Annotated in this window: 16 protein-coding genes; 11 read left to right on the top strand and 5 right to left on the bottom strand. The window is 56.1% G+C overall.

The annotated features are described in order from the left end of the window. Nucleotide 1: 1 nt before the first annotated feature. Genes CWM53_RS20565 through CWM53_RS20525 form a run of 9 tightly spaced genes read left to right on the top strand, consistent with a single transcriptional unit; the run spans nucleotide 2 to nucleotide 10,376 of the window. Nucleotides 2-2,089: a GumC family protein gene (locus CWM53_RS20565; RefSeq protein WP_100676228.1), complete on the top strand. Its 2,088-nt coding sequence runs from the start codon at nucleotides 2-4 to the stop codon at nucleotides 2,087-2,089. Nucleotides 2,090-2,094: 5 nt separating this feature from the next. Further along, nucleotides 2,095-3,312 (top strand): lipopolysaccharide biosynthesis protein, encoded by a 1,218-nt coding sequence (locus tag CWM53_RS20560; protein WP_100676229.1) that lies wholly within the window; start codon nucleotides 2,095-2,097, stop codon nucleotides 3,310-3,312. Continuing rightward, the gene (locus tag CWM53_RS20555; RefSeq protein ID WP_100676230.1) at nucleotides 3,303-4,685 is read left to right on the top strand and encodes a capsular biosynthesis protein; all 1,383 of its coding nucleotides are present in this window, start codon (nucleotides 3,303-3,305) and stop codon (nucleotides 4,683-4,685) included. The genes CWM53_RS20560 and CWM53_RS20555 overlap by 10 nt, the downstream gene beginning before the upstream one ends. Continuing rightward, nucleotides 4,678-5,703 carry a glycosyltransferase family 2 protein gene (locus CWM53_RS20550; protein WP_100676231.1) on the top strand — a complete coding sequence of 342 codons (1,026 nt, stop codon included), beginning with the start codon at nucleotides 4,678-4,680 and terminating at the stop codon, nucleotides 5,701-5,703. Before CWM53_RS20555 ends, CWM53_RS20550 begins: the two co-directional genes overlap by 8 nt. Continuing rightward, complete coding sequence (locus tag CWM53_RS20545; RefSeq protein WP_100676232.1) at nucleotides 5,684-6,898, top strand: glycosyltransferase family 4 protein; 1,215 nt, start codon at nucleotides 5,684-5,686, stop codon at nucleotides 6,896-6,898. Before CWM53_RS20550 ends, CWM53_RS20545 begins: the two co-directional genes overlap by 20 nt. After that, nucleotides 6,895-7,995 carry a glycosyltransferase family 4 protein gene (locus CWM53_RS20540; RefSeq protein ID WP_100676233.1) on the top strand — a complete coding sequence of 367 codons (1,101 nt, stop codon included), beginning with the start codon at nucleotides 6,895-6,897 and terminating at the stop codon, nucleotides 7,993-7,995. Before CWM53_RS20545 ends, CWM53_RS20540 begins: the two co-directional genes overlap by 4 nt. An 11-nt stretch (nucleotides 7,996-8,006) precedes the next feature. Continuing rightward, on the top strand, nucleotides 8,007-8,420 hold the full coding sequence (locus CWM53_RS20535) for a hypothetical protein (protein ID WP_100676234.1): 414 nt from the start codon (nucleotides 8,007-8,009) through the stop codon (nucleotides 8,418-8,420). Between the two features lie 7 nt (nucleotides 8,421-8,427). Further along, complete coding sequence (locus CWM53_RS20530) at nucleotides 8,428-9,843, top strand: DUF4832 domain-containing protein (RefSeq protein ID WP_100676235.1); 1,416 nt, start codon at nucleotides 8,428-8,430, stop codon at nucleotides 9,841-9,843. A gap of 11 nt (nucleotides 9,844-9,854) precedes the next feature. After that, nucleotides 9,855-10,376 carry a serine acetyltransferase gene (locus CWM53_RS20525; protein WP_100676236.1) on the top strand — a complete coding sequence of 174 codons (522 nt, stop codon included), beginning with the start codon at nucleotides 9,855-9,857 and terminating at the stop codon, nucleotides 10,374-10,376. An 81-nt stretch (nucleotides 10,377-10,457) separates the two neighbouring features. Here the strand turns inward: CWM53_RS20525 and crl are convergent, their stop codons facing one another. The 3 genes from crl to gpt all read right to left on the bottom strand — a co-directional run bounded on the left by crl (nucleotide 10,458) and on the right by gpt (nucleotide 12,722). Continuing rightward, nucleotides 10,458-10,856 carry a sigma factor-binding protein Crl gene (gene crl / locus CWM53_RS20520; protein ID WP_004178681.1) on the bottom strand — a complete coding sequence of 133 codons (399 nt, stop codon included), beginning with the start codon at nucleotides 10,854-10,856 and terminating at the stop codon, nucleotides 10,458-10,460. A gap of 57 nt (nucleotides 10,857-10,913) precedes the next feature. Continuing rightward, the gene (frsA, locus tag CWM53_RS20515) at nucleotides 10,914-12,158 is read right to left on the bottom strand and encodes an esterase FrsA (protein WP_061155661.1); all 1,245 of its coding nucleotides are present in this window, start codon (nucleotides 12,156-12,158) and stop codon (nucleotides 10,914-10,916) included. 105 nt (nucleotides 12,159-12,263) lie between these two features. Beyond that, nucleotides 12,264-12,722, bottom strand: coding sequence for a xanthine phosphoribosyltransferase (gpt, locus tag CWM53_RS20510; protein ID WP_002889733.1), 459 nt, complete (start codon nucleotides 12,720-12,722; stop codon nucleotides 12,264-12,266). A gap of 257 nt (nucleotides 12,723-12,979) precedes the next feature. On the opposite strand from gpt, the gene pepD reads away from it, so the two are divergent. Further along, on the top strand, nucleotides 12,980-14,437 hold the full coding sequence (gene pepD / locus CWM53_RS20505) for a cytosol nonspecific dipeptidase (protein WP_100676237.1): 1,458 nt from the start codon (nucleotides 12,980-12,982) through the stop codon (nucleotides 14,435-14,437). Between the two features lie 42 nt (nucleotides 14,438-14,479). On the opposite strand, the gene CWM53_RS20500 is transcribed toward pepD, so the two are convergent. Both CWM53_RS20500 and dinB read right to left on the bottom strand, forming a co-directional pair. Further along, the gene (locus tag CWM53_RS20500; protein WP_074386792.1) at nucleotides 14,480-14,932 is read right to left on the bottom strand and encodes a GNAT family N-acetyltransferase; all 453 of its coding nucleotides are present in this window, start codon (nucleotides 14,930-14,932) and stop codon (nucleotides 14,480-14,482) included. A 2-nt stretch (nucleotides 14,933-14,934) separates the two neighbouring features. Then, nucleotides 14,935-15,990: a DNA polymerase IV gene (gene dinB, locus CWM53_RS20495; protein WP_100750865.1), complete on the bottom strand. Its 1,056-nt coding sequence runs from the start codon at nucleotides 15,988-15,990 to the stop codon at nucleotides 14,935-14,937. Nucleotides 15,991-16,150: 160 nt separating this feature from the next. On the opposite strand from dinB, the gene CWM53_RS20490 reads away from it, so the two are divergent. Further along, a complete protein-coding gene (locus CWM53_RS20490; RefSeq protein WP_100631384.1) occupies nucleotides 16,151-17,011 on the top strand; it encodes a glycerophosphodiester phosphodiesterase family protein in 861 nt (286 codons plus the stop codon). Nucleotides 17,012-17,286 lie beyond the last annotated feature (275 nt).

The raw sequence follows: 17,286 nt of genomic DNA, 5'->3' as shown, positions 1-17,286 counted from the left end.
TATGGCAATTTCATTGGTCGAAAATGGAAAAAAGAAAGAAGGTTTTATCGACTTCACGCCTTATTTCAACAAAATTAAGCACAAGCTTATCTGGTGCCTGGCGGTAGTGATTGTCGCCGCCGTGGCATCGTTTATTCTGACGCGCTTTATGTCCTCAAGCTACACAGCGACGGCCACCGTGCTGTTTAAAGCGCAGTCGCAGGACATCTCTCCCCTGCCGCGGCTGGAAAACTACGACTCCACGCGCAGCGATTATTACGAGACCAAGTACGCATTAATGGGTTCACGCGTGGTACTTGATGCCGCGGTGCGCAAATTAAAGCTGTATCAGGATAGCGAATTTAACGGCGGTGATTATCTCGACGAAGCCACGCGCATCCACAATGCCATTCAGGCGCTGGAAAGAGGTCTGACAATTTCTGGAGTGCGTACCACCCAGCTGGTTTCCGTATCAATGGAAGCCAAATCACCGCAAAAAGCCGCCGATATCGCCAACGGCGTCGCCCAGGCCTTCATTGACTACAGCCTGCAGCAGAAGCAAAACACCTTGCTTCAGGCACAGGGCTGGAATGAAAAAATGATGGACGACCTGAAGCGCAAAATGGAGCAGCAAAAGGCGGACATCGACCATTTTCTCAAAGAGAATGGGCTACTGACCTTCCGCAGCATGGATGGTTATGAAACCGAACGCCTGGGGATTGTGATAAACCACCTCGCCGACGCCACCCAGCGCCGCCTGAAAGCGCAGACAGTGTGGGACAAAGTCCGCCGCCAGCAGGGTAAACCGGTAGAACAAATTATCTCACTGCCGGAAATCTCCGGACATCCGCAGATTCAGGACTTACGCATTGCGCTCATCCAGACCCGGCGTAATCTCTCTGAAGCCGCTAAGCATTACGGGCCACAGCATCCGAAATATCTGCAAGCCCAGGCGCAGTTGCAGGCCGTTAACGTGCAGCTAGGCCAGGTACTGGGCGAGCTATTTAACGGTTTGCGTCAGCAGTATCAAATCGCTCTCGACGATGAGCAGCACTATCAGAAAATGCTCAACGATCAGAAGGCTGATTTCCAGGCGCTCGGCGCCAAACGCGACCAGTACAACACCATGACCACCGCGCTGAACAAAACCGAAGAGTTGTATAAGTCGCTGTACCAGCGCGCCAACGAGCAAAAATTGTCGGAGAGCTTCTCAGTTCCGGATGAGGTCATTTACGACGCTGCGGTACCGCCGGATCGGCCGTCTAAACCGCAGCGCGGCCTGCTAATTATCATGGTTACGATGCTGGCGCTGGCGCTCTATATCATGTACCTGATCGTCAGCACCGCGCTGGATAAAACGGTGAATAGCCTCAGCGAGCTGAAAGCGAAAACCGCCCTCGATGGCAGCGGTGAATTTCCGCAGTTGACGCATCTGGAGAATGTCAGGCAGATTTTCCATAACGTGCTGTATGCCGATATGATCCACAGTCTGCGGCTGGCATTACTTAATCAGCGCGATAAGCCCGCTACCATTCTGGTCACCTCGGTACAATCCCGTTCCGGCAGTTCACTTATTGCTGAACTTCTGGCCTGGTCCGCCAGCAAATCGCGCAAAACCCTGCTCATTGACCTCGATTATCTGGCGTCTCAGGGATTGTCGGCAAAATTTCCTCAGCATAAGCAAGGGTTTAACCAGTTGTTGAACGGCAGTTGTACGCAGGAACAGGCGATCGTCAAACTGGATGAGAAACTGGATTTTATGCCACGCGGCAAACTTCAGGACTCATCACTACTGCTGCTGACTGCCGAACGTTTACCCACCCTGCTGGCGGATCTGCATCAGACTTACGATACGCTGATCATCGACACCCCGGCGCTCAGTCAGGCGCAGGATAGCTTACTCCTGGCGGCGCAAAGCGATATCAGTCTGCTGGTGGTGAAAGCGGGCGAGCAGGCGGCACACATCCGTGAGGCAGAACGTCGCCTGCAAGGCGCTGGCAAGGTCCAGGTGGCGAACGTGCTCAACCTGGTACAAGAAGAGCACCTGGAAACGCAGGAAGGTAAACGCCTGCTCGATCGCCAGATGCGCGAACTCATTGCCCCGAAATAGCGCCTATGAATCTGATTAAGAGTATTTCATCCATCGCCAGTTCATCCGTGCTTTCGCAGCTGATCGGCGCCTTTTCGGTCTGGCTTATCTCCCACCGCTACGGGATGGCTGAGGTCGGCCATTACGCGATGATTTACAGCAATGTGCTGATCGGCGCGCAGGTCTGCACCTTTGCCTCGCAATTGCTGCTACCCCGCCAGGAGGATCACGAACTGGGGCAAAACGTGGTGTTTTGCCTGTTGCAGAGCCTGCTGATGGCAATCCCCTGGGCGGTGATCACCGGGCTTATCTTCGGGCTTAATATTGCGTTTCTCTATTTGCTGACCTTCGGCTATGCGCTGGTGCTGGTGGCGGAAAACCTTTCCCTGCGTGGCGGCAACTATCCTTTCCTCACCTTCCAGCGTATTGCGGTGTCGCTGGTGGTCGCCATCGCGCTGCTGGTGATGCCCAACCCGACGCTGTTCTATCTGGCGTGGATGGTCGGGATCCTGCTACTGCTGCTCGTCTGCCTGATTCGTCTGTTTAACTTCAAGAGCTTAACGTTGCACCACTTTTCCCCTGCGGCAAATCTGCGTTTTCTACGCGAGCACTGGCAGCATATCAGTCGCGTCGGCAGCGCCGAGGTGCTGGCGATGGCCAGTAATAACCTGCCGACGATGCTGATTAACATCTGGTTTTCGCCGCTGGTCGCCGGCTACTTTTCGGTGGTCAGCCGCTTCTGCCTGTCGCCGGTGATGATTATCGGTAACGCCGTGCGCAACTCTATTTTTTCTAAATGGTCGATGGATTTTCGCAACCACACCTTTAACTATCCGGAATATAAAAAGGTTCGCCTGCTGCTGCTGGGCGCCGCCGCGGTGTGCATCCTTGGCATCTGGATTTTCTATCCGCTGGTGATGCGCCTGGGTTTTAGCGAGGAGTGGCTGAATTCGATCCCCACCTCGCGCTACATGCTGCCTTATCTGTTCGCCGCGCTGGCGGTCAGCCCGCTGACAGTGATCGAGCTGATCTTTGGCTCCCGGCGCTACTTCCTGCGCATTCAGATTGAGCAGTTGCTGATTATCGTCATCACCTTCATCGCCTTGCCGTACTTTGGCGTCAGTTATGAAATCGCCCTGCTGGCCTTCTCCTTCCTGACCTTCGCGCGTTACCTGTTCATTCTGCTCAAAATGAATCAGCGGGCGAAAACGCTTTCGCTGCAGGAGCAGAAAATATGCAGCTAAATACCGGCCGCTATCTCGAAGCCTATGCCCTAATGACGCTGGTGTTCTGCGGTACGGTCCAGTATTTCACCGGTGTCGCGGCCGTGCTGTGGCTGCCATTTTTTATGGTGCTGGCGATGGCGGTGCTGCTCCTGATGCAGAGCCGCCCGCAGCCACTGGCACTCACCGGGCGTGAAAAGCTGATACTGGCCCTGTATCTGACGTTTATCGCTCTCGGGCTGGTGTCCACCGTTCTACAGTCGGGTATTGTCACCGCCATCGTCGGTTTTAAAAACGAGCTGGCGCTCTCGCTGCTGATGTTGTGCATGCTGCTGGGGATGTTTAGTGAATCACAGCTGTACCGTCTTACCCGGCTTTTCTACTGGATCTACTATGTGCAGATCCCGGTCGCTATTTATCAGGTGATTTTCGTGGTGCCTAAACGGGTGGCGTTTCGCGGCGAAGATGAGAAGTGGGACTCGGTGGTCGGCACTTTTGGCGGCGATCCGATGGGTGGGGGCAATACCGCGGCGATGGGGATGTTCTGCCTGCTGATCATGCTCATGAAGGTGTCGGAGTTTAAGCACGGTATCTGTTCATTCAAATCATTGGTGATACATATCGCGCTGGGCTTCTTCCTCTGCGTAGTCGGCGAAGTGAAGTTCGTCATTCTTCTGTCGCCGTTCCTGCTGGCGCTACTGTGGATCCTGCCCGGCTATGTGAGCGGCGTAAGTAAAGTCAGCCTGCGATCGCTGCTGATCATCGCCGCCGGCATGGCGCTATTAATTTTTGTCGCCATTACCGTGCTGGCCTCCAACTATTCCTCGGCCTTCGGCGGCGACCCGACGAAAAGCGCACTGTCGGTATTTATCGATTCGCTGGGCTATATTTTTGATACCAACTACATTATGCCCAGCGGTGAACTGGGACGTTTTACCACCGTCTTCTTCTGGCTGCAGCATAACGAACTGTTTGGTCCGGGCGGCATGCTGTTTGGTTACGGCCTTAACGCCACCAACAGCGGCAGTACGGTCTCACCGGGCTATATCGGCGCCTGGTATCACCTGATCCTCGATTCTACCGCCTTGAGCATGCTGCTGTGGGAAGTGGGTATTATCGGCATCATTCTGTTTATCGGCACCATTGCCTCAGTACTGGTCGCCATGCGCCCCAAAGAAACCTTTTCGCGTCACGATCTCAAGCTTGAGGATCTCCAGCTTCTCAGCTCAGCGCCGGCATTCTATGTTTTTGTCATCGGCTGTCTGCTGAGCCTGCCGTACAGCCAGATCCTGATGATCATTCCCATGCTACAGTTTTTATTATGGTTATCCCTTGGGGCGCTGATTGTCATCCACCGCGCTGTCCGTCTTAACTCCGGTACCCACTATGAATAAAACGCCATCAATTACCGTCAGCATCAAGACTCTGAACGAAGCGCAGGGCATCGAGAAAACGATCGATAGCGTGCGCAAACAGCTGCAACCGTACCCGCATCAAATCATCGTCGCCGATAGCTTATCGACCGATAACACCCGCGAACTGGCTATCGCGAAAGGCGCGATGGTGGTGTGCCTGGATAACGCCGCCGACCGCTGCTGCGGTATCGGCCACCAGCTGGGCTGGCTGTATAGTGAAGGCGATTATCTGCTGTTGCTGGATGGCGATATGGAACTGGAGCCGGGTTTTCTGGATACCGCCATTGAGTTTCTGCAGACCCACCCGGAGTATGCGGGTGTGGCCGGTAGCGTCGAGATGGATGATGCCTCCAACTACGAGTTCAAATCGCGCAAACAGCGCCTGCATCTGATCTATCCGCAGGGAGATACCGATCACCTGGGCGGCGGCGGCCTGTATCGCCGCGAGGCGATCGAGAAAATCGGCTATCTGACTAACCTCAACCTGCACGGTTACGAAGAAGCGGAACTCGGCATTCGCTTGCAGGCGGCGGGTTACAAACTGCATCGCCTGACGGCGCCCTACTTCAGCCACGCCTCTTACACTATGCCGACCTTTAAAATGCTGACCTACCGCTGGAAGAATGGTTTCCTGTGGGCGCCGGGCGAGTTGCTCCGAAACTGCTGGGGGAAAGCCCATTTTCCGGCGGCGCTGCGGATTGTGCGTAATGAGCTGATCTTCACCCTCTATCTTCTGGTTTTACTGATCTGCCTGCTGACCTTCAACGGTAAAGTTATCGCCATTGCCCTGCTGCCGCTGCTGGCGTTTATCGCCCTGAAGGCCATTAAAAATAAATCGCTGCGCGATGGGGTGCAGAGCGCCATTAACCTATCGCTATTTTCAGCAGGGCTTGTGCGCGGCGTGATTAATTCAGTGCGCGATCCGATGAAACGCCCGGCGGTGACCGTCTCGAATCCACAGCATATTGATACTGAAAATGAAAATTCTCTTCGTTAACAAATTCTTCTTTATCAAAGGCGGCGCGGAAACCGTTTATTTTCAGGAGCGCGACGCGATGTTGCAAGCCGGCTACCAGGTCGTCGACTTCAGTATGCAGCACGCGGAAAATAAACCGTCGCCGTGGGAGGAATTTTTCGTCCATAACGTCGATTATCACGACAGTCACGGCCTGATGAGCAAAATCAAAGCCGGGGTGGACTTTATTTATAATGCCGAGGCCTGCGCGAAGCTCAACACGCTTTTGTTGCGCGAGCGGCCGGATATTGTTCATTTTCATAATATCTATCATCAGCTTACGCCTGCCGTTATTGGCGTGGCGAAACGCTTTGGCTGCAAAACGGTACTCACCGCCCACGATTACAAAATCGTCTGTCCTTCGTACACCATGCTGCGCGATGGTCATGTCTGCGAAGAGTGTCTGACGGGGTCGGTGATCAACGCTTTTCGTCACCGCTGCCAGCAGGGCGATACTTTCAAAAGCCTGCTGCTGTCGCTGGAAGCCTATTGGCAGAAGTTCGCCAAAAATTACGCCATGCTCGACTGTATCATCGCCCCGAGCGAGTTTATGCGCCAGACCTTGCTGCGTAAGCTGCCCGACGCCCGCATTGAGGTGATCGTCAACGGTATAGATGCCAACAGCACCGTGCCCGGCGAAACCGCGGGCGACTATTTTCTCTATATTGGCCGCCTGAGCCGGGAAAAAGGCGTACCGACGCTGGCGCAGGCGCAGCAAAAAATGCGGGAGACGATGCCGCTTAAAATTGTCGGCGACGGCCCATTAGGCGCAGACCTGCGCGCACATTTCAGCGGCCCGCAGTTCCTCGGCTACATGAAACACGGCGAGGAGCTGAATAACCTGATCCGCGGAGCCCGCGCGGTAGTCGTCCCCTCCGAATATTATGAAAACTGCTCAATGTCGGTGCTCGAAGCCATGGCATTTGGCCGCCCGGTGATCGGCGGCAATATTGGCGGTATCCCGGAACAGATCCGTGACGGCGTCGACGGCTATCTGGTTGAACCCGGCAATAGCGACGCGCTGGCGCAACTGATGGACAAACTGGCTGCAGACCCTGAGCTGGCCCGCAATATGGGCATTAACGCCCGCCGGCGGCTGGAAGAGAAATACGATCTCGCCCGCCACATGCAGGTGCTGCAGGCGCTTTATCAGCAACTTGTCGGGGAGAAAAAATGACCATCAACGTCACGGTATTAGGCACTCGCGGGATCCCCGATGTGCAGGGCGGTGTCGAAACGCACTGCCAGAATTTATACCCGGAAATCTATCGCCAGGGTAGCGCGGAAGTCTGCGTGATTGCCCGCTCGCCTTATGTAAACTACCGACGTAGCGAATATCAGGGCGTCAAACTCAAAAGCCTTTGGGCGCCGAAAAGCCGTAAATTCGAGGCTATTATCCACTCAACGCTGGCGGCTTTTAGTAGCGTTTTTGACGGCTCCAACGTGGTTCACGTTCACGCCGTCGGCCCCGGTCTGGTAGTGCCGTTACTGCGCCTGTTGGGAAAACGCGTCGTCTTTACCCATCATGGCCCAGATTACGATCGGCAGAAATGGGGCCGGATGGCCAAAGAGATGCTGCGTTTGGGCGAAAAATGGGCGGTGAAATACGCCAATGAAGTGATCGTCATTTCCGAGGTCATCAATAATCTGATTAAGCATAAACATGGCCGACATAACGCCCACGTAATCTACAACGGCGTGCGCCAGGTCGACCTGCCGCCTGCGGAGCAACAGGCGGCGATCCTCGATAAATACGGTCTAAAACCGGGTCAGTATATCGTTGCCGTGGCCCGTTTTGTTGAAGAGAAAGGGCTGCACGATCTCGTTGCCGCCTATGCCGCCGCCGGGGGTTCGGTACCGCTGGTGCTCATTGGCGATGCCGACCACGCCGATGAATATAGCGAGCGCCTGAAGCAACAGGCGACCGCCACGCCAAACGTCATCCTGACCGGCTTTATCAGCGGCGCGCCGCTGCATACCCTTTTCTCTCAGGCCGGGCTATTCGTGCTGCCCTCTTATCATGAGGGATTGCCGATCGCGCTGCTGGAGGCCATGTCGTGGTCGCTGCCGGTGGTGGTCAGCGACATTCCGGCCAACCTTGAAATTGGCCTGCCGCCAGCGGACTACTTTCCCGTCGGCAACGTTCCGGCCCTGACGCAGAAACTGCAGCAATGGGCCGCAGGTGAAAAAGCGGATTACAGTGAGTTTATGCCGAAGTACCGCTGGCCGGAAATTGCCGCGCAAACCGCGCAAGTCTATCAGCGCTTAACGTAAGCAGGTTACTCGTGCCGAAATCTACAGCTGAACTGGTGGTCGAGCGCTTTTATGCCGCGCTTGACCAGGAGGTGGAAACCTCATTAACCGCGGAGCAGAAACGGGGAATCGAGCAGGCGCTGGTGCGCGCCAACCTGGCGTCACGCCATCGCATCGATTTTCGCCACAGCTTTCCCTTCCTGCATCGGCGCTATTTCGTGGTATTTCTTTTTGGTCGGGATCTGCGCAAAGTTTCGCGCGATAGCACTCTGTTTGGGCGTATCTTCGCGACCCTGCTGATTACGCTTGGCGTGGTATTCTGCCTGCTGTCGATCCTGCTGGCGCTCTATATGCTGAAATCAGCGTTAGGCATTGATGTATTTAAAAATTTCCACGTCGGTATCTGGACGTGGTTTGTTAATCTTCATGACCATATGACAAAGTGAATTGAGTATGGCGATATCATCTCTGCGTAGAGTCCCCCTGTTTCGCTCTCTGTTGCTGGCCAGCGCGCTGGCATCAGCATCCGTTGGCGCGGAAACCACGGTCATCACCCCGCCCCCCTTCGACGGCCTGCTCACCAATCCGGGCATCGGCGTCGCCAGCTTTCATGATGGCTATGGTGAAAAACCGACCCGCGCCGAGTATCCCGATACCGGTTTTGAGTACGACCGCTTCTACTGGAGTGAGCTGGAACCACAGGAAGGGGTCTACAATTTCGCGCCAATCGATAACGCTTTTAGCGTCGCCGCCAGCCATCAGCCAGCCATGAACGTCGGCCTGCGGGTAATGGCGCTCGACGAGCCGCAAACGGGATCGAAAATTCCCGACTGGCTGATCGCCAAAGGGATCAAAGGCCAGTGGGTCGCAGACGGCAAAACCTTCGTTCCGGATCTCAGCGATCCAATTTTTATCGCCTATGCGCAGAAACTGCTGAATGCCCTCGGTCAGCGCTATGACGGCAATCCGGAACTGGCCTTCATCGATATCGGTATGATCGGCTCCTGGGGCGAATGGCACAACTCCAACTTTAGCGACATTCCGCCGCTAATGGAGAAGTACACGCCGGAGCAGCTCAATCGCTATGTTGATATGCATTTCGATAGCTTCCCGAAAACGCCGAAAATCATGCTGATTAGCGGCGGCGATTCACTGGCCTGGGCCAGCCGCCGCGGCGCGGGCTGGCGGGCGGACTGCTGGGGTGACTGGCATAACTTCTCCAGCGAGTGGAGCCATATGCGCGATGATTATCCGCAGCGTCTGGCCGCCGCCCAGGCCGCAGCGCCAGGTTTTGTCGATAGCTGGAAACGGGCGCCAGTGAGCCTTGAGATCTGCGGCTACATGAGCGAATGGCAGAGCGTACAGCACTACACACGTGAAGAAGTGCAGGCCACCTTCGACTGGGCGCTGCAACAACATGCCAGCAGCCTGAATCTGAAATCGCGGCCAATTCCGGCGGAATACCGCGATATTGTCGATAAAGCTCTGCTGCGAATCGGCTACCGCTTTCGGGTGAACAAACTCGCCTTCGAGACACCGGTCAAGGCTGGCAGGCCTTTAGCGATCAATGTTACCTGGCGTAATGATGGCGTCGCCCCAGCCTATCTGCCCTACCCGGTACAATGGCGCGTGGTTAACGCCCTCGGTGCCACAGTTACCCAGTTAAAAACACAAGATGACGTGCGCCGCTGGCTGCCGGGGGATATGCAAAGCACTGTCACTCTGGCGCTACCCGCCTCGCTACCAGCCGGGGATTACGCGCTGCAGACCGCCATTACCGATGCCCAGGGCAAGCCGCGGCTGCTGCTGGCCAACCAGGGTAAAACCGCCGACGGCTGGTATCAACTGACCACCTTTTCCCTTAAGTAAACGGAGAATTCATGCCTAATGCCATCAGTCAGGTCCGCCGCGAGATCAAACATACCGGCAGTATGAAGGCGAAAATTGCGATTCTGCTCTATCGCCTTGCGACGCTGTATCGCAGCCGCAACCCGTTTTACAAGCTGCTCGGCATTCCATTCGTTATTCTCAATAAACTGATTAACGAGTGTCTGTTTTGCGTCGAACTCCCCTGGCAAACGCGGATCGGCTACGGGCTGAAGCTGTTCCATCCACACTGCATCGTCCTCAACCGTGGTACCGTCATCGGTGAAAACTGTATCCTGCGCCAGGGAGCCACCATCGGCAGCCTGACGGATAGCGAAGGCCGTGAAGGGGCAAGCCCGGTGATTGGCAATAACGTCGAATTCGGCGCCCACGTGGTGGTCATCGGCCCGGTGACGTTGGGTGATAATGTCAAAATTGGCGCGGGTACCGTGGTGACGAAAGATATTGCCGCCGGTCAGGTAGTGGTCGGCCAGCCATTCCGGGTGTTGCGTACTCATCGCGAGATGCAAGAATAAAGGTACGTAAAGCGTAACAGCAGTGTATCATTCGGGGAGTCATCCGCTTCCCGGTACAGGAAGCGGATACCAGAGTATGGTTTACGCGCGCAGGCGAACCGGTTCGCTGAAATCGTCGGCCGGTTCCAGCTTCAGATTAAAGGTGGTCAGCAGCGCTGCCGCGCGCTCGTGGAACTCGCGCAGCGTTTTTTCCAGTCTCTCGCTCACTTCCGGGTCGTCAATGTCGACCGCCTGCCATGAACCTTCTTTATTGAACAGGCCAAACTGGTAGCTGTAGGTGAAACGTGACTCTTGTGCTTCCATTTCCATCCACCAGCCCCAGAATTCACGCTTCTCCGGCGCGGGCTTAACATTGACGCAAACTGCCAGGCAATCGAAAAAGAAACGGTTGTCATGGCACTGCTCTTCGCGAATGTAAGGCCCTAGCGCCGTGAATTTCTTGATCAACTTACTTTTCAGGTGTCCACTCGGTAACGTCATTGCGATCTCCTTTAGTGATGCAACTGTTTTACCAAACCAATAGAATTTAGCAATAAATTAACCAAATCTATGATTGATCCAGCGGGCGATCTGTCGCAATGCGTGATCAAAATTGCGATACACCGGGTTAAACGGGATCTCCAGCAGTTTGCCATCGGCAGATGACGAAGTGATTAACCGCGACTCTTCTTCGGGGCTGAACGGATCGTCCTTCCAGAAGCCGGAAAGCATCGGCGTCGGGCAACGGCGCCCCAGCAGTCCCTGGGTTTTTAACGAGTAACGGTTGAGCTCCACGCGCAGCGCTTCATCGGACGCGTCATGCATGCCCAGCCGCGAGGCCAGCACGTCAAGATACATCTCCGGCACGCGCCCCTGATGCAGGGGATCCACCAGCAGACCATGAACGACCGGGCCCAGACACGCCACAGCCTTCAGCCGCTGCGGCTCCAGGTAACCCAGACGGACCGCGATATTGGCGCCAAAGCGGAAGCCAAAGGCCGCGACCCGGGTATGATCGACCCACGGTACATTTTCCAGATGGCGCAGCGCGTGCTGGTGCAGCAGGCTGGTGTCCTGATTCAGCGTCCATTTTGACGAGAAGCCGATGGAAGGCATATCGATCGTCAGCATGGCAATGCCGAGCGGTGAGAAGTAATTCTCATACAGGTTGTAATAATCCGTCTGCAGCGAGTCCAGCCCCCCGCACATCAGCACCGTCGGAAACGGCCCATCGCCTTTTGGCGTATGCAAAAAGCCGGTTATTGGCGAACCGCCAGGGATGGTGAACTCCAGCTCGCGCAGCGAGCCCGGCAGCCGCTGGGCGGCTTCTTCATACGCCCGGTTGGCTAAAGCCTGCGCCTGTTCGGCCAGCTCATCGCCTTTAATATGCGGATAAGCGGCAATGCTATACAAGTTCGATGCATGCAACCAGTGGCGGCCGCTCAGCAAAGGATCGGCTTCCTGCCCGGCCTTTTGCTGCCACTGCATGGCCTCTTTCGCCCACTCAAAGATCCAGTTGCCGCCGCGATAGCCGATAACGGTATCGAACAGCTCTGGATCCGTTCGTTCGGCCTCGCTCATCACAATACGCGCTTGCACATCGAGGATCTCCTGCGGGGTCACGCCGCGCCAGATCCACATCAAACGGTTGATCAGACGGTACCAGTGATCGACGTGATTGCCGCTTAGCGCCGACTGCATCGCCGGGGGCTTTCCGGCAGAAAACCGACGCACCAGCGTAGAGGTTTCGGGATGTTTGAAGCGAGGTTTAAACAGCGTTTCGCTGAGGTTAGCCTGTGACATGTGCAGTCTCCGTCGTAGTGCCACTCTTGTTATTGTAACCTGCTAAAGGATAAAAAAAACCACGCCCGGCAAGCCGGGCGTGGTAAATAGCACTGTCCTGAAGAATTAACGACCTGCGATAGGCGGTACAAAGACCACGCCCATATCCCACGGCTGTTCAATCCAGGTATCCTGAGGAATATCAACAACGTAATCATCTACCAGCGGGCGGCCTGCCGGCTTGGCGAAAATAGTGACAAAGTGCGCTTTTGGATACATTTCGCGGATCGCCACGGCGGTACCGCCGGTATCCACCAGATCGTCGATGACGATAAAGCCTTCGCCATCGCCTTCCGCACGTTTCAGCACTTTCAGCTCGCGCTGGTTATCATGGTCGTAGCTGGAGATGCATACGGTATCAACATGACGAATGCCCAGTTCACGCGCCAGTAAGGCTCCCGGTACCAGTCCACCGCGGCTGACGGCAATAATGCCTTTCCATTGCTCAACCGGCAGCAAACGGCTGGCCAGTTTGCGGGCGTGAATCTGCAACATGTCCCAGGTGACGACGTATTTTTCGCTCATGTGAAGTGTCCCAGCCTGTGTAATACGGCTTAAATAATGTTCGAGGGGGAAAATGGTTGCGCGAGATTATAGAGATCTGACGCACTAAAAACCAGTGTTAAGCGGTTTGCGCAACGCTTTTTGCGTTGTTTACACTACCTGCGGCGGTGGAAAGTGGTATTCTCAACCTCATCGCGCAAGCCCGGGCTTGTTGTGTATTTTATTGCTAACCCTCGTCCTGCAACCGCTGTATGCAGGAGTTTGTAAGGAGACTTACCGTGTCTGAACTGTCTCAACTATCCCCGCAGCCGCTTTGGGATATTTTTGCCAAGATTTGCTCCATCCCGCACCCGTCCTATCACGAAGAACAGCTCGCCGAGCACATTATGGGTTGGGCAAAAGAAAAAGGCTTACACGCGGAACGTGACCAGGTTGGCAACATTCTGATTCGTAAAGGCGCGACTGCCGGTATGGAAAACCGCAAGCCGGTAGCGCTGCAGGCGCACCTCGATATGGTGCCGCAGAAAAACAACGACACCGTCCACGACTTCGCCAAAGATCCGATTCAGCCGTACATTGACGGCGAATGGGTGAAAGCACGCGGCACCACGCTGGGCGCGGATAACGGCATCGGGATGGCGTCCGCACTGGCGGTGCTGGCCGACGACAGCGTCGCTCATGGCCCGCTGGAAGTGCTGCTGACCATGACCGAAGAAGCCGGTATGGACGGCGCGTTCGGTCTGCAGGCCAAATGGCTGCAGGCGGATATCCTGATCAATACCGACTCCGAAGAAGAAGGCGAAATCTACATGGGTTGCGCCGGCGGGATCGATTTCACCTCTAACCTGGCGCTGACCCGCGAAGCGATTCCGGCCGGGTTCCAGAGCTTTAAAGTAACCTTAAAAGGGCTGAAGGGCGGCCACTCCGGCGGTGACATTCACCTGGGTCTGGGCAACGCCAACAAGCTGCTGTCGCGCTTCCTCGCCGGCCACGCCGATGAGCTGGATCTGCGTCTGGTCGATTTCAACGGCGGTACGTTGCGCAACGCCATCCCGCGTGAAGCATACGCTACCGTCGCCGTCGCCGCGGATAAAACCGATGCGCTGAAAGCGCTGGTGAATACTTACCAGGCGCTGCTGAAAAACGAGCTGGAGGCCAAAGAGAAGAACCTGGTGGTGCTCCTGGAAGCGGTCGATAACGACAAAGCGGCGCTGACTCAGGCTTCCCGCGACGGTTTCATCCGCCTGCTGAACGCCACGCCGAACGGGGTTATCCGCAACTCTGACGTGGCGAAAGGCGTGGTGGAAACCTCGCTGAACGTCGGCGTCGTCACCATGACCGATGACAACGTGCAGATCCACTGCCTGATCCGCTCGCTCCTCGACAGCGGCAAAGACTACGTGGTCAGCATGCTGGATTCTCTGGGTAAACTGGCAGGGGCGAAAACCGAAGCCAAAGGCGCTTACCCTGGCTGGCAGCCGGACGCCAACTCGCCGGTAATGCATCTGGTGCGCGAAACCTATCAGCGTCTGTTCAACAAGACGCCGAACATCCAGATCATCCACGCAGGTCTGGAATGCGGTCTGTTCAAAAAACCGTATCCGGAGATGGACATGGTCTCCATCGGGCCAACCATTACTGGTCCGCACTCCCCGGATGAGCAGGTACATATCGAGAGCGTCGGCCAGTACTGGACGCTGCTGACCGAGCTGCTGAAAGCCATTCCGGCTAAATAAGCACCACAACCGGCGGCGGCCCGCCGCCGGTTTTCCCCCGCATCACCTTAGCGCCACGCGTTTTTCCATCCGGTAGTTAATAAACCACTCCCCGCGAGCCGCCACCCGCTGTTCCGCCACCATGTCAAAACCATGGGCCGTAAAACAGGGCTTTGCGGTAATGCTCGCGTCCACCGTCAGGATTTGCTCAGGATACTGAGCGCAGAGCGCTTCGATAAGCGCGCCGCCGATACCCTGCCGGGCGTGATCCGGCGAGACAAAGAGCAAATCGATATGCGTCCCGATGGCGGTGATAAAGCCAACCGGTTGATTGTTGACCACGGCCACCCGCCCGATTGAGTCAGCCAGCTTTTGCCGCCAGCGCGTCTCATCCACCTGTGCCCAGGCCGCAATCTGCGCCGGGGTATAGTCCCGGCTCGCCGTTTCCTGCACCGCGCGCAGGAAGACCTCGCAGAGCATGGGCAAATCGCTGTCACGGTAAGGACGAATGTGCATGGTTAAATCCCTAATAAAAGCTGCCTTTCCAGCTGCGGATCGAGCAGCGTCACGTGGAGTCCAACCAGACGCACGCCCCGTCCGCCGCGGCGCTCATCCCAGGCTTTGTGGGCGGTGGCAATCAGATCTTCTTTGTTCAGCCGCGGCCAAACGTGCTCCTGGGTGGTCTGCTGGAAGTCATTGAATTTCAGTTTAATGCCCTGGCGGGCGATCAACAGGTCCGGTTTGACCTTTGCCAGCCGGCGCTCCAGCTCGGGATAGAGGTTTTCGATAATCGCTTCGCACTCTGACCATTCGTGGATATCTTCCACTAACGTCCGCTCCACGCCCACCGATTTACGTTGCCGGTCGTTATGGATTTCGCGCTCATCAATCCCGTGGCTGCGCTCCCACAGAATACGCCCGAATTTTCCGAAACGCTTGAGCAACATGACCAGATCGCTGTTCTGCACATCGCCACAGGTACGCAGGCCCATATTTTCCAGCTTCGCCGCCGACACCTTTCCGACGCCGGGTATTTTCGCCAGCGGTAACGCCCGCACAAACTCAGCCACCTGATGGGGAGCGATAACGAACTGGCCGTTGGGTTTATTCATATCGGAGGCGATTTTGGCGAGAAACTTCACCGGCGCCACGCCCGCCGAGGCGGTGAGATGCAGCTCCCGTTCAATGGTCTCGCGGATCTCCTGAGCCATCAGGGTGGCCGAGCCATGACAATGCACGCTGTCGCTGACGTCAAGGTAGGCTTCATCCAGCGACAGCGGCTCAATACGCGAGGTATAGCGGGAGAAAATTTCGCGGATATGGTTCGAGGCTTCTTTGTAAGCATCAAAGCGGCCGGGAAGCAGCGTGAGATGCGGGCACAGCTTGAGCGCCGTCGCCGTCGGCATGGCGCTGCGCACGCCAAACTTGCGCGCAGGATAGTTCGCGGTACTAATCACGCCACGCTGTACCCGACTGCCGCCTATCGCGAGGGGGATATCGCGCAACGCCGGGTTGTCGCGCATCTCCACCGCCGCAAAGAAACAGTCCATATCGACATGGATAATTTTACGCATCGTCAGACTCAACACTGTATACCCATACAGCATAGCAAAAACTGCGCGCCAGTTTGATGCTTTTTTTACTGCGGTAGTCAAAAAAACGCTGACAACATAAAAGTGCAATAAATCATGTTTATTTTCATAACGTTAATCAACAAACCTGAAAGATACAATCATGAAGAAACGACTCACCGCCCTTTGCCTGCTGGCCACCAGCAGCGCTTTAGCTAACCCACAGCTGATTGCCCACCGCGGCGGTACCGGCGATGCGCCGGAAAATACCCTGCCGGCCATTAAACTGGCGCTGGAGAATAACGCTGAGGCCATTTGGGTCACGGTGCAGTTAAGCCGCGACGGCGTACCGGTACTCTACCGTTCAAGCGATCTTTCCGCCCTGACCAACGCCGAGGGTAAGGTCACCAGCTTAACCGCCTCCGAGCTGGCGAAAGTCGATGCCGGCTGGAAATGGGGGGATGACAGCCACCCGTGGCGCGGTAAGCAGGCCACGATCCCGACCCTGCAAAGCGTGCTGCAACAGTGGCCGTACACTTTTTTCTATATCGATATCAAATCTCCGGATGCCGATCCGGTGGTGATGGGCGAACGCCTGCTGGCGGTGTTAAAAGCCACCGACAGCCTCGATCGCGTGCGGGTCTATTCCACCGATGACCGCTATATCGCCGCCCTGCCATCGGCTATTCCCCGCTTCGTCACCCGCAGCGAGACTCGCACTAAACTTGCTACTATTTCACTCAGCCACCAGTGTCAACAGAGCAGCCAGAGCAATGGCGATAAGTGGTATGGGCTGGAGCTGAAGCGCAAGGTGGAGGTAGTGGAGAAGTTTACCCTTGGCGAAGGGATCTCCCCGGCAACGCTCACCTGGGATAAAGAGGCGATGGATTGCTTCCGCTCGCAGGGCAAAGCGCACATTATTTTCTTCGGCATCAACAGTGCGGAAGACTATCGCACGGCGAAGGAACTGGGCGCCGACGGGGTGATGGTGGATTCCCCCGCGCAGGCGAAAAGCTGGCAGTAAGGGAGTCAACGGGTAACAAAGGCCGCGAAAGCGGCCTCACGTTGCGGGCATGTTGTTGCCGGGTGGCGGCTGGCGCCTGACCCGGCCTACGGTCCCAAATCACCGCCGGGCCAGAAGCTGCTGAAACTGCCGGTGCTGGCGGCCTCAACATCGCTGAGACGTTCCCGGAAGGTCGGGGCAGCCCGCATGGATGCGGGCTGAGGGCCGTGTTTTGCACGGACGCTGCCTCGGCCCGACCCGAAGCCTGCAGGGATAAGTCGAAGGTACCACGCAGT

The sequence above is a fragment of the Klebsiella sp. A-Nf5 genome, from assembly GCF_002810545.1.
Classification (GTDB): Bacteria; Pseudomonadota; Gammaproteobacteria; order Enterobacterales; family Enterobacteriaceae; genus Klebsiella; species Klebsiella variicola.
The sequence above is the reverse complement of the archived record's forward strand: the minus strand, read 5'-3'. Positions and strand labels throughout refer to the sequence as shown.